Origin of the sequence: Herbaspirillum lusitanum (assembly GCF_046025995.1) — a bacterium.
Taxonomy (GTDB): domain Bacteria; phylum Pseudomonadota; class Gammaproteobacteria; order Burkholderiales; family Burkholderiaceae_D; genus Herbaspirillum; species Herbaspirillum lusitanum_A.
This window is the reverse complement of the sequence record NZ_JAQQFM010000004.1, coordinates 255,089-281,177: the sequence shown is the minus strand read 5'-3', so window position 1 is coordinate 281,177 and position 26,089 is coordinate 255,089. Positions and strand designations below refer to the sequence as shown.

Below are 26,089 nucleotides of genomic sequence, written 5' to 3'. Positions count from 1 at the left end.
GGCTCAATAACGACGGAAAAGCAGCATTTTATCAAACACGAGGCCGCAAAACAGCTCATATAAGCGGGGGGCGGCCCGGCGCGCACTTGCCTGTTGCTGCAATGCCGCAGACGGGCGGATGCAGCCGGGCTGCGGATCACGAATCGCGGTCCCGTTCCGCCTCGCTACGGGCATCTTCAGACCCGGCGCCCCGCCACTTGCGCTGGACCCAGGCGCCCAGGTCGTCCAGATAGGTATAGGCCACCGGCACCACCACCAGCGTCAGCAGCGAGGAGGTGATGATGCCGCCGATCACCGCCTGGCCCATCGGCGCACGCTGCTCCGAACCCTCGGCCACGCCGAAGGCCAGCGGCACCATGCCGAACACCATCGCCAGCGTGGTCATCAGAATCGGCCGCAGCCGCACATGCGCCGCTTCCAGCAGCGCGGCGCCGCGCTCCATGCCTTCCTTGCGCGCCTGATTGGCAAAGTCCACCAGCAGAATCGCATTCTTGGTCACCAAGCCCATCAGCATGATGAAGCCGATGATGGAAAACATGTTCAGCGTCGAGCGGAAGAACATCAGCGCCAGAAACACGCCGATCAGCGTCAGCGGCAGCGACGACATGATGGCGATCGGCTGCAGGAAGCTGGCGAACTGCGAGGCCAGAATCATGTAGATGAACACGATCGCCAGCGCCAGTGCACCCACTGCGTAGCCGAAGGATTCGTTCATGCTCTTGGTCGAGCCGCCGATCTGGTAGCGATAGCCGGGCGGCCAGTGCATGCCGTCCAGCATGGTCTTGATCTCGGCGTTGATCTGCCCGGCCGAGCGGCCCGAGGCATTGGCCGACAATTCGACCTCGCGATTCAGGTCGCGCCGGTTGATCTGGTTGGCGCCGACGGTCTCGCGGATATCGGCCACCTGGCGCAGCGGCACCATGCGCGGCGTGCCGTCGGCATTGCTCAGCGTGCTGGCCAGCATCAGGCGCGACAGGTCGTCCACGGTGTTGCGGTCGTCGGGCGAGAGACGCACGTTGACGTCGTAGTTTTCATCGTCGGGCGCACGCCAGCTGCTGGCGGCCTCACCGGCCAGCAAGGGACTCAGCGCCGCGCCCAGTTGCGCCACACCGATGCCGAGATCGGAGCCGATGTCGCGCTTGGGTTCGACGGCAATGGTCGGCTTCTGCGCCTTCAGACTGGAATCCAGATCGACCACGCCGGGCATCGCCTTCAGTTTTTGCTGCACCTGATCCGACAGCCGCGCCAGCTGCTGCAGATCGGGACCCAGCAGGCTGAAGCGCACCTGCTTGTTGTCGCCGCCGACGCCGTCCAGCGTGCCGACGTGGGTCACGGTAATACCTGCCACCTGCGCCAGCCTGTCACGCAGCATGGGCGCCATCTGCGTGGTGCTGATGCTGCGCTGATTGCGCGGTTTCAGGCGGATGAACACGGTCGCATAATTCTTGCCCTGGGCATTGCCGGTGTTGACCGTGCTGTAGATGTCGGTGATTTCCGGGAACTGGCGCAGCACGGCTTCCACCTGATGCACCTTGCTTTCGGTCAGCTCCAGCGAAGAGCCGACCGGGGTGTAAAAGGTGACGCCGCTTTCCGAGTAATCGGCCTGCGGCACGAACTCGGAACCGATCAGGCCGCTGGCCGGCAGCGCAAAGCCGGCGAGGAAGGTCAGCAGCGCCAGCAGCAGCGTCAGCACGCGATGCTGCAGCGACCACTTCAGCATGTTCTGATAACGCGCCGACAGCCATTGCACCATGCGATCGAACTGCTGCAGCACACGGCCTATGCTGCGGTCGTACCAGCCGCGCCGCTGCCGATTTTCACCCTGATGCACATCGGGATCGGGCCAGATCGACGACAGCATCGGGTCCAGCGTGAAGGACACGAACATCGAAATCAGCACCGCCGCCGTCACCGTGATGCCGAACTGATGGAAGAAGCGGCCGATGATGCCGCCCATGAAACCCACCGGCAAAAACACCGCGACGATGGAGAAGGTGGTGGCCAGCACCGCCAGCCCGATTTCGGCAGTGCCTTCCAGCGCCGCCGTGCGGTGTGATTTATATCTGCCGTTCACCCTCATGCCGGCATGGCGCACGATGTTTTCGCGCACCACGATGGCGTCGTCGATCAGCAGGCCCACGCACAGCGAGAGCGCCATCAGCGTGATCATGTTGATGGTGAAGCCGAACATGTACATGAACAGAAACGTGCCGATCAGCGCCACCGGCAAGGTCAGGCCGGTGATCACGGTCGAGCGCCATGAATTGAGGAACAGGAACACGATGATGATGGTCAGCACCGCGCCTTCCAGCAGCGTGCGGCGCACGTTCTCGACGCCGGTGCGGATCTGGCGCGAACCGTCCTTGACCACCTGCAGCGTCACGCCCGGATAGAGCTGTTTCAGGCTGGGCTGCATGTCGCTGATGGCGCGCTTCAGACCGTCGGCGACGTCGATGGTGTTCTGCCCCTGCGCCTTGAGGATGTCCAGCGCCAGCGTGCGTTGCCCGTTGTACAGCGCCAGCGTCTCCTGTTCCTCCTGGCCGTCGACCACCCGCGCCACCTGCTCCAGCGTCACCGGCTGGCCGCCGCGGCGCGCCACGATGATGCGCTTGAAATCTTCCGGATTCCTGACGCGGCCCTGCACCTGCACGGTCTTCTCGGCATCGGCGGTACGGATGGCGCCGGTCGGCAATTCCTGATTTTCATTCTTGACCGCGTCCACGATCTGGTTAACGCCTATGCCCAGCGCCTCCATCTCGGCCGGTTTGACGTAGATGTTGACCTCGCGCTTGACGCCGCCCACCAAGGTCACCGAGCCGACGCCGCGTACGTTCTCCAGCCGCTTCTTGATCACCTGATCGGAAATCGTGGTCAGCTCGCGCAGCGTGCGCGGCCTGGCGTCGGGCGCATTGGTGACCGAGATTGAAAAGATGGGCTGATCGGCCGGATCGAAGCGCGTGATGCGCGGTTCATCCACTTCCTTGCGGAAGGCGGCGCGCACCAGCGCCACCTTTTCGCGCACGTCCTGCGCGCCCTGGGAGGGATCGACGGTCAGATCGAACTCCACGATCACCACCGACAGGCCTTCGTAGGAGTGCGAGGTCAGGCTGTTGATGCCATTGATGGTGTTGACCGATTCCTCGATCTTGCGCGTGACGTCGGACTCGACGTTTTCAGGCGAGGCGCCGGGGTAGGTGGTCTGCACCACCACCACCGGAAACGTGATGTCGGGGAATTGATCGACCCGCATGCGCTGGTAGGAGAACAGGCCCAGCACCACGAAGGCCAGCATCATCATGGTGGCCAGGACCGGATTGCCGATACTGATACGCGTGAACCACATCGCTCAGCGCCCCTGCGGCTGCGTCGCCGGCGTTGCAGCGGGAGCAGCAGGCGCGATGCCGTTTTGTGAGGCGGCAGGCGCCTGCATCGCATTTCCGGCGGTGGCGGCATTGGCGGCATTGGACGGGCTCGAAGACGCCGAGCCGGCCTTTACCGGCGCCGCTGCTGCCGCGTCGCCCGCGCCGAGAACGCGCACCGCAGTGCCGTCGCGCAGAATGCCGAGATTGGCCTTCACGATCTGCGCGCCGGCCTGCAAGCCCTGGCTGACTTCAACGGCATTGATGCGTCCCTGCTTCACTAGCGTCACGCCGTTCAGGCCGGTCACTACCGGGCGTCGTTTCAGCACCCCGTTCTCGATGGCGTAGACGAAGGCATTGCCGTCTTCGGTCTGGATGGCGGTGGCCGGCACGGTCAGCACATCGCTCTTTTTTTCCAGCGTCAGGCTGGCGTCGGCAAACATGCCGGCGCGCAGCAGGCCTTGCGGATTGTCGATGCGCACATACACCATGATCGAGCGCGAACCCGATTGCGTGGCCGGGTTGATGCGCACCACCTTGCCGCTCATCGCATCCGGCAGACCCTCGATGCTGACCATCACTTCCTGGCCGCTCGAGACCTTCAGAATATCGGTGGTCGGCACCGGTGCTTCCAGCTCCATCTGGCTCAGATCGACCACGTCCAGCAGCTTGCCGTCGATCGCCACCTTTTCACCGGGCTGCACATTGCGGGCGCTGATCAGGCCCTTCATCGGCGACTTGATGATGGTGTCGCTCAACGCTTTCCTGGCGACGTCCAGCGCGCCGCGCGCGGTGTCGACGTTGGCCCTGGCGATGCTGAACTGGCTGGCGGCGGTATCGAAGGCATTGCGCGAGATGAAGCCCTTGTCCAGCAGCACTTGGTTGTTGTTGCGGGTCTGGGTGGCGATGTCGAGCTGGCCTTGCGAGGCCAGCAGCGAACCGCGCGCCTGTTCCAGCTTGGCCTGGTAGTCGGCCGTGTCGATGCGCGCCAGCACCTGGCCTTCGCGCACGGCTTCGCCTTCGCGCACCAGGACTTCTTTCACCTCGCCGCTGACGCGCGCCTTGACCGAGACCTGATTCAGCGCCCGCAGCGCGCCTGACAGCGGCAGCACACGGCGCAATTCACCGGTCTGCACCGTGTAAATATCGCTGGCGACGAACTCCATCACGCTCGGTGCATTGCTGGCCGTGGCCACCGGCGGCGCTGGCGGCGCGCGTTTTTTCAGCAGCAGCGAAGCGCTGATCAGCACAACCAGAATCAGCAGGGTGATGCGCACCCAGCGGCGCTTGAAGAAAGGAATGGTCATCGTGCTCGTGTGCCTGGTGTGTTGCTATTTATTGTGGGCCGGAGCCGGAGGGCGGCTCAGGCATGTCTCGTTCAATCGGGCTGCTGTTGCGCCGGCTTGTGTTCCGGCTTCAGCAAGCCGTGCAGGCATAAATCGATCAGGCTGGCCAGATAGGCTTGCGGGTCCAGCGGCGGGATGCTGCAGGGACCGAAGGACTGGCTCCACAACATCAGCATCAATATCGGCGCCACGATCACTTTTTTCATCTGCTCGGCGTCCACGCTGCGGAATTCGCCGCGCGCCGCGCCGCGTTCCAGCATGCGCACCATCACCGCATCGCAACGGCTGATGACTTCGGCCTGATAGAACTGCGCCAGTTCGGGGAAATTGCCGGCTTCCGCCATCATCAGCTTGGAAATGCCGACCAGTCCGCTGTGCTCGACCGCGCCCCACCAGCTCAGAATCAGCTCGCGCAGCAAGTCGGCGCTGTGGCCGGTATGGCGCTCGACCATGTCTTCGGCCTCGTCCACCAGCGGCAGCATATTGGCCCGCACCACCGACTTGAACAGGCTTTCCTTGTTTTCGAAGTACAGATACAGCGTGCCCTTGGAGACCCCGGCGCGCGCCGCCACATCCTCCAGTCGCGTGGCCGCATAGCCGCGCTCGACGAACAACGCCAGCCCGGCCGCCAGCAATTCTTGCGGGCGGTCCTGCTTGCGGCGTTCCCAACGCGGTTCTTTGGCGGATTCGGACATGGATGAGCAGACCAGAGTGCTGAAACGGAAGAATCCCGGCCCGGTAAGTCGCCTGAGGCCCTGAAAGCAGCGCAGGGCATTAAGTTACCGGGGAGTCGGAAATGTATGTGGCATTGTTCACGGCGTCAAGAACGCCGCTCAATTCGACCTGCAATCGCATGTAAAGACCCGGGCCGCGTCTGCAAGCCGCGGAAAAAGCTAAAATAGCGCCCGCCGCCAGTGACGTATTCCTGCGGCGACTCGATTCAAGCTATTGTCAGACCGACCACGCCATCATGAACTGCCGTCCGCAATGCGGCGCCTGCTGCACCGCGCCTTCCATCACCAGCCCGATTCCAGGCATGCCCGCAGGCAAGCCGGCCGGTGTGCGCTGCGTGCAATTGATGGATGACTTTCGTTGCGCCATCTTCGGCCGGCCCGAACGTCCGGCCTTCTGCGGTGGTCTGAGCGCCTCGGCGGAAATGTGCGGCGACAACCGCGAAGCCGCCATGCAATGGCTGGGCCGGCTGGAACGTCTGACTGCGCCCGGCGCCTGATTTCAAGTCCGAGTCCCTGGCATCCATTGGTGCACGTCGGCGCGCATCGGCCCTAACTCAGGGAAAAATCTCCGCCAGCTTTTCCTTGGGGCGGCACAGCACCGTGCCCTTGGATGTCACCACGATAGGCCGGTTGATCAGGATGGGATGCTCCAGCATCTTGTCGACCAGTTGCTCATCGCTCCATCTGGCGTCCGCCAGTTGCAGTTCTTCGTAGATGCTTTCCTTTTGCCGCATCATCTCGCGCACAGGCACGCCCATCTCCGCGATCAGCTTCTTCAGCGTGGCGCGGTCGGGCGGCGTCTTCAGGTATTCGATTACGGCCGGTGTGGCGCCGCCGTCCTGCAGCGCCTGCAGCACATTGCGCGAGGTGCCGCACTTCGGGTTGTGATAAATGGTGATGCCGGCCATGACTTTCCTTTCCGTTTGAACAGGCGCTGCGCGCCCGGTTTTGCCGCCGGTGTCGACCTCGGTCGCTGCCTGGCGACGCCGATCTTTGCCGCTAAAAGCCGACATGGTAGCGCCTAAACTGTAGAATGCTGGCTTGCAGCAATTCCAGGCAGGAAAAAAGCCCTTCGCGGCAAGCTTCCTTTTCACCTCGACCCTACTCACCACTCCTACCCAGACTCCCAGCATGGATACAATTCTCGCGCTCAAAGCGCTCATCATGGGCATCGTAGAAGGCCTGACCGAATTTCTACCTATCTCCTCCACCGGCCATCTGATTCTCGCCGGCAGCCTGCTGGAATTCTCCAGCCCGGCTTTCCCCAAGGAAAAAGTCGACGTGTTCGAAATCGTGATCCAGGCCGGCGCCATTCTGGCGGTGTGCTGGGAATATCGCGTGCGCATCGCCTCGGTGCTCGGCGGCCTGTTCAGCGACCGCAAGGCGCAGCGTCTGGTGATCAATCTGATCATCGCCTTTCTGCCGGCCGCGATCCTCGGCTTTCTGTTCAGCAAAAAGATCAAGGAAGTGCTGTTCAATCCGGTGTCGGTGGCGATTGCCTTCATCGTCGGCGGCCTGATCATTCTCTGGGTGGAACGCCGTAACAAGGGCCGCATGAACATGGCCTCGCCGCGCATTGACTCGGTGGATGACATGACGCCGCTGGATGCGCTCAAGGTCGGCTGTGCGCAAGCGTTTGCGCTGATTCCCGGCACCAGCCGTTCCGGCGCCACCATCATCGGCGGCATGCTGTTCGGCCTGTCGCGCAAGGCGGCCACCGAGTTCTCATTCTTCCTGGCGATCCCGACCTTGTTCGCTGCGACCATCTATTCGCTGTACAAGGATCGCGCCTTGCTGAGCTCGGCCGATGTGCCGCTGTTCACCGTCGGCACAGTGGCGGCCTTCGTCTCGGCCTTCCTGTGCGTGCGCTGGTTGCTGCGCTACATCAGCTCGCACGATTTCACCGTGTTTGCCTGGTATCGCATCGTGTTCGGCATCGTGGTGCTGGCCACTGCGTATAGCGGGCTGGTGGTCTGGGTCGATTAAGTCCCGGCGCTCAGGCTCAGCATTCATTCTTGACTCCCGCAGTCCCCTGATCCCGGCGTGAGCCGGGATCAGGCGTTTAAGGGACAGTATTTGTGTCAGGACGACGTCAGTAAATATTGCTGCGATGACGTCGGCATCAGCAAAAAGTGCGGCAAAAAAATGCAGCAAACAAAGCAGACCAGCCGGACGCTCATCCCGATCCGGCATACCCATAAAAGCAACGCCAACTCGTAACAGGACTTTGACTCATGGCCAATGTGTGCAGCGCCGGTCTGGATATCGGCTTCGCCTCTCTGAATTATTTGCAGATCGGTTTTCTCGGTGTGGTGCAGGGCATCACCGAACTGCTTCCGATTTCGTCCACCGCGCACATGCGCATCGTGCCGGCCATGCTCGGCTGGCATGATCCCGGCTCGGCCTTTTCCGCGGCCATGCAACTGGCAGCGCTGGCGGCCGTGGTCAGCTATTTCTGGAAAGACGTGCGCGCCGTCACCGGCGGCAGCGTGTCCGCCTATCGCCGGCGCGACTTCAACGACCCGATGTTTCGCCTGGCCGTGGCCATCATTCTGGCGACCATCCCGATCGGCATCGCCGGGCTGGCCCTGTCGCATGTCCTGAACGCCTGCGGCTCGCCGCTGCGCAGCCTGACCGTGATCGGCTACTCCTGCATCGGCATGGCGATTCTGCTGGCGCTGGCCGAGCTGATCTGCAAGCACAGGCGCAGCGTCGATCAGATGCGGCTGCGCGATGCCCTGATCGTCGGGCTGGCGCAAGTCGGTGCGCTGATTCCGGGCGTCTCACGTTCCGGTTCGACGCTGACCGCAGCACTGTTCCTGAATTTCCGTCGCGAAGAGGCGGCGCGTTTTTCTTTCCTGCTTGGTTTGCCGGCGATTGCGCTGGCCGGCCTCAAGGAACTGGCGGTGCTGCTGCACGCGCACATCCCGCTGGAAGCCTGGGGCGTGCTGCTGTTCGGCCTGGTGGTCGCCAGTATTTCGGCGTTCGCGGCGATCTGGGGTCTGATGAAATTCCTCGAACGTTTCTCCACCTGGCCCTTCATCGTGTATCGTGCGGTGCTCGGCGTCTTCCTGTTATGGGCGGTCAGCCGCGGCATCCTGCAATAATGGCGCGTTGCCGGTGTATTGCCGGCGTACTGATGTGCGCCGGCGTTTTCAGAAATAGTCTTGCTCAGAATGGTCAACTTCGATTCCCTGCCCGAAACCGCTTCACTGCCCGAACGTGCGCTGCACGTGCTGGAGACCGTGTTCGGCTATTCGTCCTTCCGCGGGCATCAGGCTGACATCGTGCAGCACGTGGCCGAGGGCGGCGACGCGCTGGTGCTGATGCCGACCGGCGGCGGCAAGTCGCTGTGCTATCAGATTCCTTCGCTGCTGCGCAAGGGCGTCGGCGTGGTGGTCTCGCCGCTGATCGCGCTGATGCAGGATCAGGTCGATGCCCTGGATGAAGTCGGCGTGCGCGCCGCCTTCCTCAATTCGACCCAGAGTTTCGACGAAGCCATGCAGATCGAACGGCGTCTGCGCCAGGGTGATCTGGATCTGCTGTACGTCGCGCCGGAACGCTTGATGACGCCGCGCTGCCTGGAGCTGCTGCAGGCCTCCAACATCTCCATGTTCGCCATCGACGAGGCGCATTGCGTGTCGCAATGGGGTCACGATTTCCGTCCCGAGTACATCAAGCTGTCGGTGCTGCACGAGCGCTTCCCGCATGTGCCGCGCATCGCGCTGACTGCAACCGCCGACCAGCAGACGCGCGAAGAAATCATTCATCGCCTGCAACTGGAAGAAGCGCGCCAGTTCGTCTCCTCCTTCGACCGTCCCAACATCCGTTATCAGATCGTCGAAAAGGCCAACGGCCGCAAGCAGTTGCTGGACTTCATCCAGGCCGAGCATGCCGACGACGCCGGCATCGTCTACTGCCTGTCGCGCAAGAAGGTGGAAGAGACCGCCGAGTTTTTGCGCGAGAACGGCATCAATGCCTTGCCGTATCACGCCGGCATGGACTACGCGCTGCGCACCAAAAATCAGGCGCGCTTCCTGCGTGAAGAAAAAATCGTGATGGTCGCCACCATCGCCTTCGGCATGGGTATCGACAAGCCGGACGTGCGCTTCGTCTGCCACCTGGATTTGCCCAAGAGCATCGAAGGCTACTATCAGGAAACCGGACGCGGCGGCCGCGACGGCCAGCCGGCCGATGCCTGGATGGCCTATGGTTTGCAAGATGTGGTGCAACAGCGCCGCATGATCGACGAGTCGGAAGCCGACGAAACCTTCAAGCGGGTGCAAGGCGTCAAGCTCGATGCCATGCTCAGCCTGTGCGAAACCCTGCATTGCCGGCGCGTGCGCCTGCTCAATTACTTCGGTCAGGAAGCCACGCCCTGCGGCAACTGCGACATCTGCATGACGCCGCCGGTGTCGTTCGACGCCACGGTTGAAGTGCAGAAACTGCTGTCCACCGTCTATCGCGTCGAGCAGCGTTTTGCCTCCGGCCACGTGGTCGAAGTGCTGCGCGGCATCGACGGCGATCGCGTCAAGCAATGGCGTCACGATCAGCTTTCGGTGTTCGGCATCGGCAGCGATCGCGGCGAAGCCGAATGGCGCGCCATCCTGCGCCAGGTGATTGCGCTGGGCCTGCTGACGGTCGATCATGAATCCTATAGCGCGCTCAAGCTCACCGATCTGGCGCGCCCGGTGCTGCGCGGCGAGCAATCGATTCAGCTGCGCAAATATCAGAAGCCGGTCAAGCAAAAGCGCACTTCACAACGTTCCGGCTCGGGTTACGTCGAGTCCGATCTCTCGGCCGACGAACAACTGCTGTTCGACAAGCTGCGCTGGTGGCGCGTCGAAACCGCGCGCGAACACAACGTGCCGGCCTACGTCATCTTCCACGACGCCACCATGCGTGAAATCGCCAAGGCGCGTCCGCAATCGATCGACGACTTGCGTCACGTCAACGGCGTCGGCGAGAAAAAGCTCGACACCTATGGCGCGCAGATCATCACCCTGATTTCGGAATTCAGCGCGGCCGCCTGAGCCGTTCTCATCCCTGGCGGGCCTTTCATTCACCCCACATTTATTTTCGGTTAAGGCGCAAAAGGCCTTCAGCGCCCCCTGCGCATTGCCGATAAACTGATTGTCGGCTGTTGCTGCGCAACATAAGCGTGGTGCAGCATCTACACGCCCTCTCAGCGTCAGGAATTCTCTGATGCTGCTATCGCAAGCCAGGCTTTATTGTGCAAGTGTCGAAGCAAACATTGGGGGCAGGCATGAAGCTGAACGATCTGAAAATAGGTGTGCGTCTGGGTTTGCTGGCGGGGCTGCTGTTGCTGGCCACCGCGTTCGTCGGCATTCGCGGCTGGCTAGTGCTCGATGAGAGCTACAAGGACGGCGTCGATGCCATGAAAAAGGCGGCGCTGATCGAGCAATCCATTGATGCCGCGCGCAGTGCACAGGTGCAGTTCAAGATTCAGGTGCAGGAGTGGAAAAACACCTTGCTGCGCGGCAAGGATCAGCCCAGCTTCGACAAATACCGGCAGGCCTTCATCGATGAAAGCAAGAGCACTCAGACCATGCTGAAAAAGCTGGAGGTTCTGATGCCCTCCATCGGCATGGATGCCGGCGACGTCGCCAGGGCGCAGCAGGCGCATGCCGAGCTGCTCGGCAAATATCTGGAAGCACTCAAGCAATATGTCTCGGACGATCCGTCCAGCGTCGGCAAGGTGGACGAGCTGGTCAAAGGCGTGGATCGCCTGCCGACCAAGATGATCGACGACATCGTCGGTGCGGTGCTCAAGCATGCCGATCAGATGCGCGAGGAAATCAATGGCGAGAGCCTGCAAAACTATCAGCAGGCGCGTCTGCTTCTCTTGATCTCGATTGCGCTGGCGCTGGTGGGCGGGGGACTGATCACTTACTGGCTGGTGCGCAGTATCACGCGTCCGCTGAGCGAAGCGGTGCAGATTGCGCAAACCGTCGCCGCCGGCGATTTGCGCTCGCAGGTGATGGTCTCCGGCAAGGATGAAACCGCGCAATTGCTGCACGCGCTGAAAACCATGAACGACAACCTGGTCAACATCGTCTCCGAAGTACGCATCGGTACCGACAGCATTGCGATTGCTTCAACCGAAATCGCCAACGGCAATCGCGACTTGTCGGCGCGCACCGAAGAGCAGGCCAGCTCGCTGGAAGAAACCGCCGCTTCGATGGAGGAAATCACCTCCACCGTGCAGCGCAATGCGCAGAACGCGCAGCAGGCCAATCAACTGGCCGGCAACGCATCCTCCGTGGCGGCAAAGGGCGGCGACATGGTGGCGGCGGTGGTCGGCACCATGCAGGAAATCGGGCAGAGTTCGCACCGGATCGTCGACATCATCAGCGTGATCGACGGCATTGCCTTCCAGACCAACATCCTCGCACTGAATGCCGCGGTGGAAGCGGCGCGTGCCGGTGAACAAGGGCGCGGCTTTGCCGTGGTCGCTTCGGAAGTGCGCACGCTGGCACAACGCAGCGCCACCGCCGCCAAGGAAATCAAGGAACTGATCGGCGACTCGGTCGGCAAGATCAACGCCGGCACCGCACTAGTGGACGGCGCCGGCGAAACCATGCAGGAGATCGTGGCCTCGGTGAAGCAGGTCGCCGCCATCATGGATGAAATCACGCACGCCAACCGCGAGCAAAGCGCCGGCATCGACGAAGTCAATAAAGCAGTGGTGCAGATGGACATGGTGACGCAGCAGAACGCGGCGCTGGTGGAGCAGGCCGCCGCTGCCGCTGAAAGCATGCAGGATCAGGCCGCCGGGCTGGCGCGCGCAGTCAGCGTGTTCAAGCTGACCTGAGTCCGGATCGACGCCCGGCGCATGCGGCGCAAGAAACGTGAAGGGGGACGCAATAGAAAACGGCATGTCGCTTGCGCGCACATGCCGTTTTTTCAGTGCCTGCCGAATTGATCGGCCGCGTGTGAACGACGATCAGGCGATCTTGGTAAACACCAGATCCCACACGCCGTGACCCAGCTTGATGCCGCGATTTTCAAACTTGGTCACCGGCCGGTAATCCGGGCGCGGCGCATAAGCTTCTGCCGTATTTTTCAGCGTCGGTTCGGCGCCCAGCACTTCCAGCATCTGGAGCGCGTATTCCTCCCAGTCGGTGGCGCAATGCAGATAGCCACCCGGCATCAGACGCGAACTCAGCAAAGCCACCAGCGGCCCCTGAATCAGACGGCGCTTGTTGTGGCGCGCCTTGTGCCAGGGATCGGGGAAGAACACATGCGCACCCGCCAGCGAATTCGGCGCGATCATATTGGTCAGCACCTCCACCGCATCATGCTGAATCAGGCGCATGTTGCCGATCTGCTGTTCGCCGATTTGCTTCAGCAGACTACCGACGCCCGGCGTGTGGACTTCCACGCCGATGAAATTCTTTTCCGGCATCAGTTGCGCGATCTTGGCGCTGGTCTCGCCCATGCCGAAACCGATCTCGAACACGGTCGGTGCAGTGCGGCCAAACGCGGCATCCACATCCAGCGGCGCCTTGGCATAAGGCAGCAGGAACTGGGGCCCCAGCTCCTCGATCGCACGCGCCTGCGCCCCGGACAAACGCCCCGCGCGCGTCACGAAGCTGCGGATGCGATGTTCGGTCGGATCATAGAAAAGTGGTTTGCCGGATTTGTTTTCTGACATGAAATACTCGGGAAGCAAAAGACTGAAGAAGCGGAACAGCCGCAATCCGAAGGGCGCAACCAAGGCCGTCCGCAACGGACACTGGAGCGGGTGAAGGGGATCGAACCCTCGTCGTAAGCTTGGGAAGCTTCTGCTCTACCATTGAGCTACACCCGCGGAACCGGCATTTTACGCGGGTTTTGGGGTGTTTTGTGAACTCGAACGTTGTTCAGTGGTATCGATTCTGTAGTGGCCGAGTACTTCAAGCTGTTATCGCCGCCATTTCTGTTATTTCTATGAAGCCATTGCTATTTGCCAAAAATAGCTCGGTGAAAATGGCTCAATATCATATGGGGCAATTCGCGCAAGAAGAAATATTCTTCCTCATCGTTTATTAAAATTTCAAATGCAGGGCTTTGCACCGTTATCATTAGAAGCCGTTCAAAATCCGAAAACACCTTTTCTATTTGAACCGTTGGCCGATTCATCCTGTTAAGGATGGTTATTCCTTCATCGTAAAGCCACGGCATTTTTTCTCGATAAAAACTGAGTGCAATTTTCATACCCAGTTTCGGATCTTTTGTAACGTGCATCAACTCCTCAAACATGCCGGGATGCAGTTTTCTTCTACGTCTCCTCCCATCACTTGAAACCCGTTTTTCAATTCTGGATGGTAGATCCTGAAACATTATTTTTATTTCTTCAAAAAGCTTGGCCGATGAATTCTCCGTATCAACCACAACCTCACGGGAAGCGGATGAGACTTCTATGTTGTCCAAGCGCTGAAGTATTTCGCCGATTTTTTCTCGAAATTTATCTACTTGAAATTTGATGGTGTCCCGATCTGGCTCTGCATGTGGAATTCGACTAACAAGTTGAAATACAAGTTTTGTCAGTGATTCTTCATCGTCTCCGCAGTTTTGAAATTGCGCGAAAGGACCGGTACCGCCTCGGCGACATCTGCTTGGGTGCGCTCTTGGACTTTGCGCGCAGCGGCAATATTCTTTCCAATTTTTACTGCGATGTCTTTGCTCATGGACTCGTCTGGCGTGACACAGTTATGGATTGTGTTGGGGCGGAATACGCAAACGCTTCCCAAGTTCTGCCTGGATGATTGAAAAGAGTTTGATGTGGCTTCTGATTGATGTTCAAGTCGGCTCAAACGTGGGCAAGAGTTTCTGTCCGCGCATGGTTTTAAGTTGTAACATTAAACATTGCATTGGAACGGCGGATGCCGATTGGAATTTCATTAACTAGGGGGAATACTCATGTCGGAAGCAAAGAAATATCGTCTGGTGACGCGTAGTGATTTTGACGGTCTGGTCTGTGCCGTTCTGCTGAAGCATCTGGACATGATCAACGAGATCCTGTTTGTGCATCCCAAAGATATGCAGGACGGAAAAATTGCCATCAGCGACAACGACATCACCACCAACCTGCCTTTCGTGGAGGGCGTGCATATTGCCTTCGATCACCATTTGTCGGAAACCATCCGCAACACCGGTGATCGCAAGAATCACGTGATTCATCCGGATGCGCCTTCGGCCGCACGCGTGGTGTACGATTACTACGGCGCAGAAAAGGCTTTCCCCGCAGCATGGAGCGACATGATGGCCGCGGTCGACAAGGGCGACGCCGCACGTTTCAACGAGCAGGAAGTGCTGAATCCGGAAGGCTGGGACTTGCTCAACTTCCTTATGGATGCACGTACCGGTCTGGGTCGCTTCCGCGACTTCCGCATTTCCAACTACAACCTGATGATGGATCTGATCGAGCTGTGCAAAACGCAGTCTATCGATGAAATCATGGCCTCGCCCGACGTCAAGGAGCGCAAGGAGCTGTACTTCGAGCATGCGGAAAAGTGCAAGCAGCAAATCCTGCGTTGCGCCACGGTGCACAAGAATCTTGTGGTGCTCGATCTGCGCAACGAAGAAGTGATTTTTGCCGGCAACCGCTTCATCATCTACGCCTTGTTCCCGCAGACGAATATTTCGATTCATGTACTGTGGGGCGTGAAGCAGCAGAACACGGTATTTGCTACCGGCAAATCCATTCTGAACCGGACCTCGAAGACCAGCATTGGTACGCTGATGCTGGAATACGGCGGTGGCGGTCATGAAAATGCCGGCACTTGCCAGGTAGAAAATGAGCGTGCCGAAGAGGTGCTGAAGGTCTTGATTGCCCGCATCAATGCGGACGGCTGAGGCTGAGAAGTATGGTGTACTGGTGCCGCTGACCGCGGCAGGTATAAAACAAAAATGCCGTTCAGCACTTCACTGAACGGCATTGCATCAAAGGCCGGCTGTCATCTGCCGAGGCCGGTTTTCCTCGAACATCGCGATCAGGCCGCCAGCGACGGCAGCTTCTGCTCCGATTTCCCAAACAGTTCCGTCAGGCGCAGGGCGACGGCGGGCGCGGCCTGTACGCAGGCAGGGTGTTTCCAGGTGCCTTTCACGAACAGGGTCTGATTGAGCGCATCGATGAATTGATCGATGTGCTCAGCCATTTGCGCATCCACGCCCTGCGCGGCTTTGGCCACCATGGTGTCGAGTTCATCCAGATGCTTGACCACAAAAGCGATCTCCGGCTTTGAATAGAAGGATTCGCCCAGCACCACCGTCGGCTTCTTGCGGCGCACCGCCTGCAAGCCGACCGAGGAATTGATCACGCACACCATGTCGGCGCGATCGAGCAGGGTCTCGATGTCGAATTTGCGGAACCAGATCACGTCCGGAAACTGCTTGCGCAATGGTTCGTAGTCATAGCGTCCCAGATCTTCGGGATGCTCTTTGACGATGATCGGATAATCCGGGCCGCAGGTGCGCCGGATGGCGGCATGCACGGTCTTGAAGAACTCTTCGACTGAATGCACCAGCCTGGAGTTGAGCAGCACCTGGGTGTCGTCATGCACCTGGAACGGCACGAAGGCGAAATGCTCGGGCAGTTGCGCCGCATCGTTCGGGATGGTGTTGCGATAGCGCTTGATGCGCCATGACTTGAGGCGGCTTGTTCCGCGCTGTTCCGGATAAGTGCTGTAGTAGTTCTTGTTGGTGCGGTGCGCCAGCGCGATCAGCGCCGACTCCGAGCGCGACAGCGGCTGAAACGCAAATTCGGGTGCGCTGTCGTGACCGGCAGCGCTTGTCGGTACCGCCTGCGCCAGGGACATGATTTCTTCGTAATTCAGCTGGGCCAGGCTGGCGGCGGCATTCACGCCTTGCGGATCGGCCTGCAGGGTATTGCTGAAGTAACCGTTTTCCATATAGACCACGGGAATGTTCTTGGCGCGGCAGAGAACGCTGATGACCTGGCCGATGTGGTCTTGCCCGTTCCACAGCACGAACGCGTCGGGTTGCTCGGCCTGCATGAAGCGATGCACGTAACGTGCGACGGCATTCACTCTGGCGTGCCATTCCTGCAGGCTGCCGCCATGTTTGAGCTGCATGAAGTTGACCATGCCTTCCACTTCCGACTCCGAGAACATGATCTCCACGCCGTCTTTGCAGCCGTCGAGGCTGGCCAGATGTTTCGGGAAATACTGATCGGTATTTTTACTCAGCAGCTTGTGGTCGGAGGGCAGGAAGTTCAGGTAGCACGCAGTGTGGCCATGATGCTTTTTAAGGCATGCGCCTGTGCTCAGCATGAGCGGCACGAACAGATCCGCCAGTACGAAAAAAGCTAGCTTCATGAGGGGCCCTTAAAAATATTTTGAATTGATTTCCGGCTTCTTGAATCTTGCTTTCAATAGACCGACGGCAACCTGATATCGATGCAAGGCTTTGGCGCGATCTCCGCGCACACCGAGCGACCAGGCCGATTTAAGCATCCAAGTGAGTATCGATTTTGCTCCCATGCGCTTGCGGTCGACATAGGTTGCAAGAGCCATTTCTTCGTTGTATTTTTTTCTGAAGTTAAAGTTCTTGTTCAGGTAATCGATTCTCGATGTTTCAACGATGGTCATTCCTGCTGCGCCTGAATCCAGAAATCTTCTGGTCCATTCCTGATCTTCGGAGGCAAATACCTCTTCGCGGAAAGGCATTTCGCGGAAGAAGCGGGCCGGACCAAAGCTGCAGGAATTGGTCAGGCCGTTCACACCGGTGAATGTCGCATCGGTGACGGTCCGCGACAACCAGCTTTGCTCCGGCTTGGCAATCAGCGAACCGACTTCCATGCCCGTCTTGCTGAGCTCCTGGAAAAAATCCTCCAGCAATTTGTCATCCCGCACAACCACATGCGAGGAAATGATCAGCACATTGGGGGCGCTGGCGGCAGCCACGCCCACATTGATAGACCGGGCGTAGTTGAATGGTTTCCCGGAAACATCAATAAACTGATCGACCTGCTCGCGCAGCTGCGCGGCCTGTGCCGGCTCCGATCCGCTGTCGACCGCCATGATAACCGCGGGCGGGCAGGTTTGGGCCCGCAACGCGGCGATGACGTCGAGTACGAGCGGCAGGCTGTTGAAGGTTCTGATTAATGCAACATATTCCATAACGATTACGTGTTGCTCCTCATGTCATGATTTCTTGATGCGCCTGAAGGCCAGATTCATGAAATCCCTGGCCTCGGATCTCTGAAACAGGGCGACCATCGCCAGCCAGGACACTACGCCCAATGCCGTCAGCGAAAAGAATAACAAATATCCGGAGACATGCATGCTGTCGCGGCACATGGTGATGCATAGCACCATGGCGGCGGACGACAGAACCGATGGCAGCAAGGCCCAGGCCAGTTTGTGCAGCGGAATCGAGAGTGTCTGGCAGCAAAAGTAAAACACCGGCAGCGCCATCAGCAATGAGGCGATCAGATAGCCGATGGCCAGCCCTCTCACACCGTCCAGCAGCGCGCCGGTCACAAACGCCAGGATATGCAGGGGCGTACCGACCAGCGAGATTCTCAGCATCCAGCTGGTTTTGCCCAGCGACATGAACACCGGGCTGGCAATGCTGGTAATCACTTGTACGTAACCGACGAAGGACAGCAGCGCCAGAATCTGGCCGACCAGATACCACTGACTGCCGAGAAACAAATGCACAAACAGGTCTGACACGCCGGCCACGCCAAACATCATCGGCGCCGAGATGAAGGACACCAGTTTGATGGATCGCAGGGTCAGGTCGGCAAGATATTCTTTGTCGTCCTGGCGGCGGCTCATGACTGGGAACAGCGAGCGGACCGCCACCCAGGAAATGTTCTGAACCGGGAACAGCATCAGCTTGTAGGCCAGCGAGTAGTTGCCCAATACCGTCGCGCCCAACAGGCGGCCGACGACGAAGCTGTCGGCGTTTCTGAACAGATAGCTGGCCATTTGATGGCCGGCCATCGAACCGCTGAACGAAAACACACTGCGCAGCGATGCCCGGTCAAACACAAACGAGGGCCGCCAGGACGAGTACCACCACAGCAGCAGAGTGGTGATGCTGGTCATCATCAGCGCCTGCGCCACCAGACCCCAGACGCCGGCGCCGTGGAATGCCAGCGCCAGCGCGATCAGCAAGGAGAGCAGCGATGAGGCCGATTCAATGCCGGCGATCAGACGAAATTGCGAGACCCGTTCAAGCAGTGCCTGGTGCACGGTGGAGCTTGCCGCCAGCGGAAAGGTCAGGGCCAGCACCCACAGCACATTAGTGAGTCGAGGCTCCTCGAACATTGATGACATCAGGGGTGCGACGATCCACAAGGCCAGCATCAGCAGGGCGCCACCGGCCATGTTCAGCCAGAATACCGAGGAGGTATCCGCTTCGCTCAGATCGGCTTTCTGAATGATGGCGGCGGCGGTGCCCAGATCGCGCAGGATGAAGGCCAGATTGGTCGCCACGCCGGCCATGGCCATCAAGCCGTAGTCCAGCGGTGCGATCAGCTTGGTCAGCACAAACATGTTGACCAGCTGCGAGCCGATCTTGACCAGTTGCGTCAGTGCAATCCAGCGGGCGTTAGCGGCTGCACTCATGATGCCTCCCGTGGTCGGGTGCGGGAGAGTTCTTTCCGGCCTGAGATTGCGCCGGGTACCCTGGCGCCACGCGGCCAGAGACGATGATCATCATAATGAAATGCTCGAAGGGTCAGTTGTTATTGTGATGACGTGTCAGGTCACGGGCTTTTCTATCCGTTAAATCCGTTTTGCATCCAGCAGTTTCAGCACGCCCACCACGCGCCGAGTGTCGTCCAGTGCAACCAGTGCGGTGATGTTGAGCTCCAGCATCTTGGCTTCGGCATCGACGAACATGTCAGACTCCTGCACTGTCTTGGGCGTGGTGTTCATCACTTCGCTGGCGGTAATGCGATAGATGTCCTTGCGCGCCACGAGAGCACGGCGCAAGTCGCCGTCGGTAATGACGCCGGCCAGTGTCTGGCGGCTTTCGTCGTCGCCGATCAGCGCCATGCCCAGACCGCCCTCGGTCATGCGCGCAATCACGTCGGTCAGAGGCGTGTCGCGATGCACCCACGGCAAGGACGTGTGCATCACATCCTTGACGCGTGTCAGCAGGCGTTTGCCCAGGCTTCCGCCCGGATGGTAGAGCGCGAAGTCGTTGGGTTTGAAATCGCGCTTTTCGATCAGTGCGACGGCCAGCGCATCGCCCATGACCAGTGTGGCGGTGGTCGAAGTGGTCGGCGCCAGATTGTTCGGGCAGGCTTCGCGCACCACCGATACGTTGAGCACGATGTCGGCATTCTTGCCCAGCGTCGACTCGGGTTTGCCGACGATGGCGATGATCTTGCTGCCGAAGTGGCGCAAGGAGGGAATCAGGCGAATCACTTCTTCCGTCTCGCCGCTGTATGAAATCAGAATGGCGGTGTCGATGCCCTGGAACATGCCCAGGTCGCCGTGGTAAGCCTCGCCCGGATGCACGAAGAACGAAGAGGTGCCGGTAGATGCCAGCGTCGCTGCGATCTTGGCGCCGATGATGCCCGACTTGCCCATGCCCGAAACAATGACCCGTCCTTCGGTGTTGAACATCATGTCGACGGCGTGTTCGAATTCATCGCCGAGGCGTTCAGCGATCAGGTTCAGCGCCTGTGCCTGTTCCTGGAATACTCTGATACCGGTTTGCTTCATCTTGTTCTTCTCTCACTGTGTCATGCGGTTCATGGCCTGGCTGTAACCGGCCACGCTGTTATAAATGTCAGAGCGATTGCCGGCCGCCAGCAGGCTGTCGGAAAATTCCCTGAAGGCGCCCTGGCCGCCGGCCTTGGTCAGCACGATGCGGGCATGGCGCTTGACGTAGTCGGCAGCATCCGCCACCGCTACCGGCCAGGCGCACACCGCCATGCCGGGCAAGTCGATGCTGTCATCGCCGATCATGGCGGTGGCAAGCGGCGCCACATCGTGTTCGGCCATCAGGGCATGGCAGGCTGCAGCCTTATCCTTGGCGCCCAGATGGAAGGCGGTGATGCCCAGATCGGCCAGTCGCTTGCGCAGGGTGGCCGAGTCGCGGCCGGACACCACGGCGACGCTGATGCCGGCTTCCTGCAGCATCTTGATGCCCATGCCGTCGCGCACGTGAAAGCGTTTGAGGCATTCGCCCGTATGGTCGTACCACATGCCGCCATCGGTCAACACGCCGTCGACGTCGGTAATGACGAGCTTCACATCAGCCAGACTGCCGGCGGTTTGTGCCGGATCAGGTTTGCCCGCCATGAGCGCCCGCACGCGATCGAGACAGGCCGGTGAATCCACGCCGGGCGCGGCATGATCGACTTCGATGACGCGGATCCGCCAGCCGGCATCCATGATGCGCAACTGCTCAAGCATCTCGGCGGCCTCCAGTTCGCTGGCGGGCAGAGTGGGGAACGCGGCCAACACTTCGGCACGGTAGGCATATACGCCCACATGTTTGAAGTAGCGCGCTTGTCTGGCTTGATCGCGCACGAAGGGAATGCGCGCGCGGCTGAAATACAGTGCGTCTCCGGATTGACTGCGCACCACCTTGACGGTGTTGGGATTGTCGGCTTCGGCGGCGCTGATGGCGTGGCATAGCGTACCGACCTGAGTCTGCGGTGCATCTTGCATAGCCTGCAAGAGACTGCGCAGATGTTCAGGATTCACCAGCGGTTCGTCGCCCTGTACGTTGAGGTAAAGATCGGCCGGATGATGCCGCATGACCTCGACCAGCCGGTCCGTGCCGGAAGGATGATCGGGGGAGGTCAGCACGACCTTGCCGCCGAAGGCCGTCACGGCCTGAACGATACGTTCGTCGTCGGTCGCGACGACCACATCCTCCAGTTCGCCCAGCGTACTGACCCGCTCGTAGACATGCTGAATCATCGGCTTGCCGAGAATGTCGGCCAGCGGCTTGCCCGGCAAACGGCTCGACCCGAAGCGTGCAGGGATGACTGCTATGCAACGCATGAAAGACCTCAGGCCCGGGTGGCAGTGTGGATGGCCTTGAGCTGCTTCAGCAGCGCCGGCAAATCCTTGAACGAGACCATGTTGGGGCCGTCGCACGGCGCCTTGTCCGGATCCGGATGGCTTTCGATGAACAGGCCCGACACGGCGCCTGTCGCCACCGCGGCGCGTGCCAGCGCCGGAACGAATTCACGCTGGCCGCCGCTGCTGCCGCCGTTGGCGCCTGGCAGTTGCACCGAGTGCGTAGCGTCGAATACCACCGGCGCGCCGCTGGATTCGGCCATGATCTGCAAGCCGCGCATGTCGACGACCAGATTGCCGTAACCGAAGGTGGCGCCGCGTTCGCAGGCCATGAAGTGATCATCGGGCTGGCCGGCTTCGCGTGCCGCCGCCTTGGCCTTGTCGATCACGTTCTTCATGTCCCAGGGGGCCAGGAACTGACCCTTCTTGAAATTGACCGGCTTGCCGCCGGCCGCGACGGCCGCGATGAAGTCGGTCTGACGGCACAGGAAGGCCGGGGTTTGCAGAATATCCACCACCTTGGCCACAGGCTCGACCTGCCAGGCATCGTGCACGTCGGTGAGCACCGGAATGCCCAGCGTGTCCTTCACTTCCTGCAGGATGGACAGTCCCTCTTCCAGGCCGACTCCGCGGAAGCTGTCGCCTGAACTGCGGTTGGCTTTGTCGAACGAGGACTTGTAGGCAAACGGCAAGCCGGCTTCAACGAAGATCTCTTTGAGTTGGGCCGCAGTGTCCAGCGCAAACGCGCGCGATTCGATGGCGCAGGGGCCGCAAAAGAAAAACAGGCTGCTGGGGTCTTTAAGCCAATTCGTTACGATAGTCATAGAGCGCTTTCAGTGAAGATGCTTGGAGTTCAATAACATCAGGGTTGAACGTCAATCCGGCGGAAAAAGTATCAGCTTGTTTCCACACGGGACCGTGACAATAGAAAAAACGGGGTGGGCAAAAAGCGCTTTCGAGTGAAAGCACGATCTGCTCTCGGGTGAAAAAATGAAACTGCAGGCAAGCCCGCACGCGGCAATCGAGCTTGCCAGATAAGTGAGCATTTCAAGATGTGACGACATCCAGCGTTCTTCAGCTTGCCGCAGTCGCGCGATCAAAACGAAGTTCGAGAATCCGGATGCAATAAGCCCGGCAGCAATCAGCTGAGTTTTGCCGGAATATTTGACGATTTCTTTAAGCAACATCTGACATCTGGCGTTGTGCCTTTTGGTTTTCTTGTTAGATCCGCAACCGGAATTCTTCTCTTGAAAAATCCATCGCGAATTGACGCACGCGCGAGAACAATCTCGCGAAGCTGAATTACTTCAAATGTGAAAAGAGCTGTTTGCTTTCCTTCATGGACTAGTCGGCGTTGTGCTTGTTAATTTTTATGCTTGATACAGAGCAACTGCAGGGCAATCGGGAACGACGACAGCACAACGGATATTTCTTTAAATGCTTTGGCGCAGATGTGAGCCGGGCATAAGAAAAATCTGCCTAATCTGAATGTTTGAATGCGAGCGCACCACACTTGATTTCCGCCTGGAAACGTTTGTGCGTAATCTTTTTAGTCAATAGCTAGTTCGCTAAATTTATCATATTGTTGCGGTGCACAGTCGCTTTTTGGAAGAGCGGATCTCTTAAATAATTCGCGTAGTTAATGCAAATATCCGCGATGTAACAATCTGTTACTGCATTCTGTCCGGGATGGCTGATTTCGAGATCTAAGGCCGCTTCATCGCATGGAAGTGATATCTCTTCTTTAAGCCAGGTGAGGCTGGACGGAACGGGTTGTTGTCTGCGCTCGCTTCATTGCTGCGATCAGGTACGGTTCGTTCTGCATGAATTTTGCCAACAGGCGTATGGCTCGCTTTCATCAGTTCACGAGCATGAAACTTGTAGCAGCCTTGTTGGCGAAGCAGTCGGTGATCTGAAATCAAGGCGGGGCCGTAAACGCAAAAAGCCCACCAAAGGTGGGCCGTTCATCTATTAATGCTGGATCTTCCTTGACCCATGCCATCTGCATGGTGTCGCTGGCCTGGAACAACCCGCGCTATCGTGTGCGGTGCCGTTTCAAATACAGTTGTTCGTCAATCTTGTGCCACATTCATGCGAATGAAGCCGACTACGAACGGCTAACAAATTATTTGCTTCACAGGTCGGAGCCTGTGATTAGCCAACTGAACCATTTCCCATCAACCCGTGCTATCTGCGCGGTGTCAACAGCCGGTAAGCGTTGGCTAAGGCCCTGGCAAATCGTGATTTGCCGAAGGCACTGTGCATCGTCGCAATCCTGATCTTGTCTACCGATCTTTGCTATCTGCAAAGTACCGGTCTGCGGATGTCCGAAAATCAGGAAAGCAAGGACGCCTGTTTTGCTGTCTCGCCGTTTCTGCCAGTCGCTACTTCCTGAAAGAAGCGGCACCTGATCAGAGGCGAGTACTGGCTTTAAGCGATGACTTGAATATTGCTGGCTTTTTCGCCCTTAGGACCCACGCCGCGGTCAAACGACACGCGCTGGTTTTCCGAGAGGCTCTTGAAGCCGTTGGACTGAATGTCCTGAAAGTGTGCAAACAAATCCGCGCCACCTGCATCAGGGGTAATGAAACCGAAACCCTTAGCGTCGTTGAACCACTTAACTACACCTGTTTGGCTGCTCATGATAATTTCCTTCAATTTGAATAGAGGCGACATGCCTGAAAGGCACTTGAAACCAAGAAATGAAACCGAAGGAGAAAAGACAGAACGACCGGAAGAGGAACAACAGTCATGCGGAATTGGGACCAACAAGATTACGACTTGATGCAAGTACAGATTCGTATTGTACACGAATCCGGAAGGACATGCGATGAATCTGTTTTTAGTCTCTTTTTGGCCTCGGCTGAAAACCAGAATGTATCAATGCAGAATGCAAGAACGCTGATCGCTGGGATTGCAAGTTCTCATCATCTGGCTCGCAACGTCCACGCGGGCATAGCTGTCAGCAGAATGATGGAGCGTTCGGAATAAAATCCGTTGCTGCTTAACGCTGTCGGTCGATCAATGCCTGGCAGGCAAACTGCAACAAACTCCCGCTGTCTTCAATTCGATGCGCTGCCGTCTGCATCGCTGGAACCACCCGCATTCATCAACGCCTCTATCTCGCCCCATATTTCAATACTGAGCCTGGATGCGTTGACACTTGGGGTGTGCTGCGGCAACGCATATTGCAGACCGGCCAGGATCAGGCAGCCATAGCGGACGCTGGCGTCGAGCGCTTTGAAGATGGCGCCGGAGGGGGGGAGATAGATGCGGGCGAGGTTGGCAGCGCTGCCGTCTTGCACCAGATGCTTCAATTGGGCATCGAAAAATGCATTGTGCTTTCTGGGCGGCGCGACGTCGGCCAGCGAGGCATCGTGATACTCGGTGAAGGCCAGGGCCAGATCAGGGTCCAGATTGCGCAGGACTTTTACGGCCTCGGGGAAGCGATACAGATTGGCGCAACGATCCCAGGCACGGGTGCTCTTTTCACGATTCAGCCAGATGTCGGCATTGCGCAAGCTTTGTGCCGCAAGGACGGCAAAGGAAATGCTTTCCAGTGCAGCGCGCAGCACCGGGAAAATAGCCGAGACTTGCCCGCTCAGGATCAGGCGCACCGCGCCCAGATAGTAGCTACGCGCGAGTTGGCACAGCAGCACCGGAATCGGATTCTGATCGCCTGCGCCACGCAGGCCGGAGTCGAGCGCAGCCTGAATGTCGGACACCAGCGCCGTCAGTTCGGGATGGTTGGCGAGAATCTGTTTCTCGTTGTCGTTGCTGATCGCAAGCAAGTGCCTGATTGCATCAGAGTTCTTGAGTCTTCCTTCGGCCGGAGGATGCTCCGGTACTGAACTGTTCATTCGCCCGTTCCTTTTCTTGGTTTTTTGTAGGCTTGTCCGCCAGCTGTTGCTGAGTCCGAATCGCCACTTGAGCGATCGACGGACGGTGCAGACAGCGTCCGGATTGCGCGGCTATAAAGTTGACCAACGCGCGCGCATCCTTGAAACTTTTTTTAAATTGGATGAGTGGTTGCCGACGGGTTGGAGCGAATGACCGTCATCGAGTTCCCCATGTGAACAGGATTAAGGAGGTGCTGCCGCATGTTGCCGTGTGGCATATGCGAGACCCGGAAATGGGTGAGGCTATGCGTGAATTCACAATCAGAAACTCCTTCTGTTAAGCAGAGTATTTATTTTGTCTGAAGTCCTTGCTGCACTTCCGTTCTGAGCAGATCTACGCGCGACTGCAGTCACGCCGCTTGCAAAAAGCCAGTTTGCCGATTGGCAATCAGACTGTATTTTTCCATCGGGCAATGTGCTGAGATGGATTTAGTTGATGCAAGGAAAAACGCGGGCCGTTTCTCATTGCAGCGATATTGATTTGCGCGCCGACGACAGTCTACATGCACTTGATAAATGTTGTGGCGTGACTTTCACGTACGCATAAGGCGTGCCAGATATCCGAGCCTGCACTGTTTCCTTCACAGTGCAGCGGCGACTTTCGTGCATCGCTGATTGCATTGGCGTGCCAGCGATCAGGCTGAATGCATCACCCTTGGGCGCGCGCAGAATAGCATCAGCCGAGCCCATCGGATATCCCTGAAATCAGGTAGTGACTTCACCGTCAGG

The 26,089-nt window shown here is 58.8% G+C and carries 21 protein-coding genes, 1 tRNA gene and 1 pseudogene; 6 read left to right on the top strand and 17 right to left on the bottom strand.

Annotated features, from left to right (window positions below):
- Nucleotides 1-136 precede the first annotated feature (136 nt).
- The 3 genes from PQR62_RS09885 to PQR62_RS09875 all read right to left on the bottom strand — a co-directional run bounded on the left by PQR62_RS09885 (nucleotide 137) and on the right by PQR62_RS09875 (nucleotide 5,400).
- Nucleotides 137-3,343, bottom strand: a complete 3,207-nt coding sequence (locus PQR62_RS09885; protein ID WP_408157351.1) for an efflux RND transporter permease subunit — start codon at nucleotides 3,341-3,343, stop codon at nucleotides 137-139.
- Between the two features lie 3 nt (nucleotides 3,344-3,346).
- Nucleotides 3,347-4,666, bottom strand: coding sequence for an efflux RND transporter periplasmic adaptor subunit (locus tag PQR62_RS09880; protein ID WP_408157349.1), 1,320 nt, complete (start codon nucleotides 4,664-4,666; stop codon nucleotides 3,347-3,349).
- A 71-nt stretch (nucleotides 4,667-4,737) separates the two neighbouring features.
- Nucleotides 4,738-5,400 (bottom strand): TetR/AcrR family transcriptional regulator, encoded by a 663-nt coding sequence (locus PQR62_RS09875; protein ID WP_408157347.1) that lies wholly within the window; start codon nucleotides 5,398-5,400, stop codon nucleotides 4,738-4,740.
- Between the two features lie 275 nt (nucleotides 5,401-5,675).
- Between PQR62_RS09875 and PQR62_RS09870 the strand changes: the two genes are divergently transcribed.
- Nucleotides 5,676-5,936, top strand: coding sequence for a YkgJ family cysteine cluster protein (locus PQR62_RS09870; RefSeq protein ID WP_408157345.1), 261 nt, complete (start codon nucleotides 5,676-5,678; stop codon nucleotides 5,934-5,936).
- A 60-nt stretch (nucleotides 5,937-5,996) separates the two neighbouring features.
- On the opposite strand, the pseudogene arsC reads toward PQR62_RS09870, so the two are convergent.
- A pseudogene (arsC, locus tag PQR62_RS09865) lies at nucleotides 5,997-6,347 on the bottom strand (arsenate reductase (glutaredoxin)); the annotation flags it as partial.
- A gap of 223 nt (nucleotides 6,348-6,570) precedes the next feature.
- On the opposite strand from arsC, the gene PQR62_RS09860 reads away from it, so the two are divergent.
- The 4 genes from PQR62_RS09860 (at nucleotide 6,571) to PQR62_RS09845 (ending at nucleotide 12,274) form a co-directional block, all read left to right on the top strand.
- A complete protein-coding gene (locus tag PQR62_RS09860) occupies nucleotides 6,571-7,425 on the top strand; it encodes an undecaprenyl-diphosphate phosphatase (protein WP_408157343.1) in 855 nt (284 codons plus the stop codon).
- A 248-nt stretch (nucleotides 7,426-7,673) separates the two neighbouring features.
- Nucleotides 7,674-8,546, top strand: a complete 873-nt coding sequence (locus tag PQR62_RS09855) for an undecaprenyl-diphosphate phosphatase (protein ID WP_408157341.1) — start codon at nucleotides 7,674-7,676, stop codon at nucleotides 8,544-8,546.
- 69 nt (nucleotides 8,547-8,615) lie between these two features.
- Nucleotides 8,616-10,472: a DNA helicase RecQ gene (gene recQ, locus PQR62_RS09850; RefSeq protein ID WP_408157881.1), complete on the top strand. Its 1,857-nt coding sequence runs from the start codon at nucleotides 8,616-8,618 to the stop codon at nucleotides 10,470-10,472.
- Nucleotides 10,473-10,705: 233 nt separating this feature from the next.
- A complete protein-coding gene (locus PQR62_RS09845) occupies nucleotides 10,706-12,274 on the top strand; it encodes a methyl-accepting chemotaxis protein (protein WP_408157339.1) in 1,569 nt (522 codons plus the stop codon).
- 132 nt (nucleotides 12,275-12,406) lie between these two features.
- Here PQR62_RS09845 and trmB read toward each other — a convergent pair whose 3' ends face one another.
- From trmB to PQR62_RS09825, 4 genes are all read right to left on the bottom strand, one after another.
- Nucleotides 12,407-13,117: a tRNA (guanosine(46)-N7)-methyltransferase TrmB gene (gene trmB / locus PQR62_RS09840; protein WP_408157337.1), complete on the bottom strand. Its 711-nt coding sequence runs from the start codon at nucleotides 13,115-13,117 to the stop codon at nucleotides 12,407-12,409.
- Nucleotides 13,118-13,199: 82 nt separating this feature from the next.
- A tRNA-Gly gene (locus tag PQR62_RS09835) sits at nucleotides 13,200-13,273 on the bottom strand.
- 131 nt (nucleotides 13,274-13,404) lie between these two features.
- Complete coding sequence (locus PQR62_RS09830; RefSeq protein ID WP_408157335.1) at nucleotides 13,405-13,875, bottom strand: hypothetical protein; 471 nt, start codon at nucleotides 13,873-13,875, stop codon at nucleotides 13,405-13,407.
- Nucleotides 13,876-13,988: 113 nt separating this feature from the next.
- Nucleotides 13,989-14,132 carry a hypothetical protein gene (locus PQR62_RS09825; RefSeq protein ID WP_408157333.1) on the bottom strand — a complete coding sequence of 48 codons (144 nt, stop codon included), beginning with the start codon at nucleotides 14,130-14,132 and terminating at the stop codon, nucleotides 13,989-13,991.
- 232 nt (nucleotides 14,133-14,364) lie between these two features.
- Between PQR62_RS09825 and PQR62_RS09820 the strand changes: the two genes are divergently transcribed.
- A complete protein-coding gene (locus PQR62_RS09820) occupies nucleotides 14,365-15,300 on the top strand; it encodes an exopolyphosphatase (protein WP_408157331.1) in 936 nt (311 codons plus the stop codon).
- Nucleotides 15,301-15,437: 137 nt separating this feature from the next.
- Here PQR62_RS09820 and PQR62_RS09815 read toward each other — a convergent pair whose 3' ends face one another.
- The 9 genes from PQR62_RS09815 to PQR62_RS09775 form a co-directional block, all read right to left on the bottom strand.
- Nucleotides 15,438-16,781 carry a capsular polysaccharide export protein, LipB/KpsS family gene (locus PQR62_RS09815; RefSeq protein WP_408157329.1) on the bottom strand — a complete coding sequence of 448 codons (1,344 nt, stop codon included), beginning with the start codon at nucleotides 16,779-16,781 and terminating at the stop codon, nucleotides 15,438-15,440.
- Between the two features lie 9 nt (nucleotides 16,782-16,790).
- The gene (locus PQR62_RS09810) at nucleotides 16,791-17,585 is read right to left on the bottom strand and encodes a glycosyltransferase family 2 protein (protein ID WP_408157327.1); all 795 of its coding nucleotides are present in this window, start codon (nucleotides 17,583-17,585) and stop codon (nucleotides 16,791-16,793) included.
- Nucleotides 17,586-17,609: 24 nt separating this feature from the next.
- Entirely contained in the window at nucleotides 17,610-19,043 is a 1,434-nt protein-coding gene (locus PQR62_RS09805) for a lipopolysaccharide biosynthesis protein (RefSeq protein ID WP_408157325.1), read from the bottom strand.
- A 159-nt stretch (nucleotides 19,044-19,202) separates the two neighbouring features.
- Nucleotides 19,203-20,150, bottom strand: coding sequence for a KpsF/GutQ family sugar-phosphate isomerase (locus tag PQR62_RS09800; protein WP_408157323.1), 948 nt, complete (start codon nucleotides 20,148-20,150; stop codon nucleotides 19,203-19,205).
- A gap of 12 nt (nucleotides 20,151-20,162) precedes the next feature.
- A complete protein-coding gene (gene kdsB, locus PQR62_RS09795; RefSeq protein WP_408157321.1) occupies nucleotides 20,163-21,443 on the bottom strand; it encodes a 3-deoxy-manno-octulosonate cytidylyltransferase in 1,281 nt (426 codons plus the stop codon).
- An 8-nt stretch (nucleotides 21,444-21,451) separates the two neighbouring features.
- A complete protein-coding gene (gene kdsA / locus PQR62_RS09790; RefSeq protein WP_408157319.1) occupies nucleotides 21,452-22,285 on the bottom strand; it encodes a 3-deoxy-8-phosphooctulonate synthase in 834 nt (277 codons plus the stop codon).
- Between the two features lie 51 nt (nucleotides 22,286-22,336).
- Nucleotides 22,337-22,648 (bottom strand): hypothetical protein, encoded by a 312-nt coding sequence (locus tag PQR62_RS09785; RefSeq protein WP_408157317.1) that lies wholly within the window; start codon nucleotides 22,646-22,648, stop codon nucleotides 22,337-22,339.
- Between the two features lie 1,243 nt (nucleotides 22,649-23,891).
- On the bottom strand, nucleotides 23,892-24,104 hold the full coding sequence (locus PQR62_RS09780) for a cold-shock protein (protein WP_408157315.1): 213 nt from the start codon (nucleotides 24,102-24,104) through the stop codon (nucleotides 23,892-23,894).
- 419 nt (nucleotides 24,105-24,523) lie between these two features.
- A complete protein-coding gene (locus PQR62_RS09775) occupies nucleotides 24,524-25,321 on the bottom strand; it encodes a hypothetical protein (RefSeq protein WP_408157313.1) in 798 nt (265 codons plus the stop codon).
- Nucleotides 25,322-26,089 lie beyond the last annotated feature (768 nt).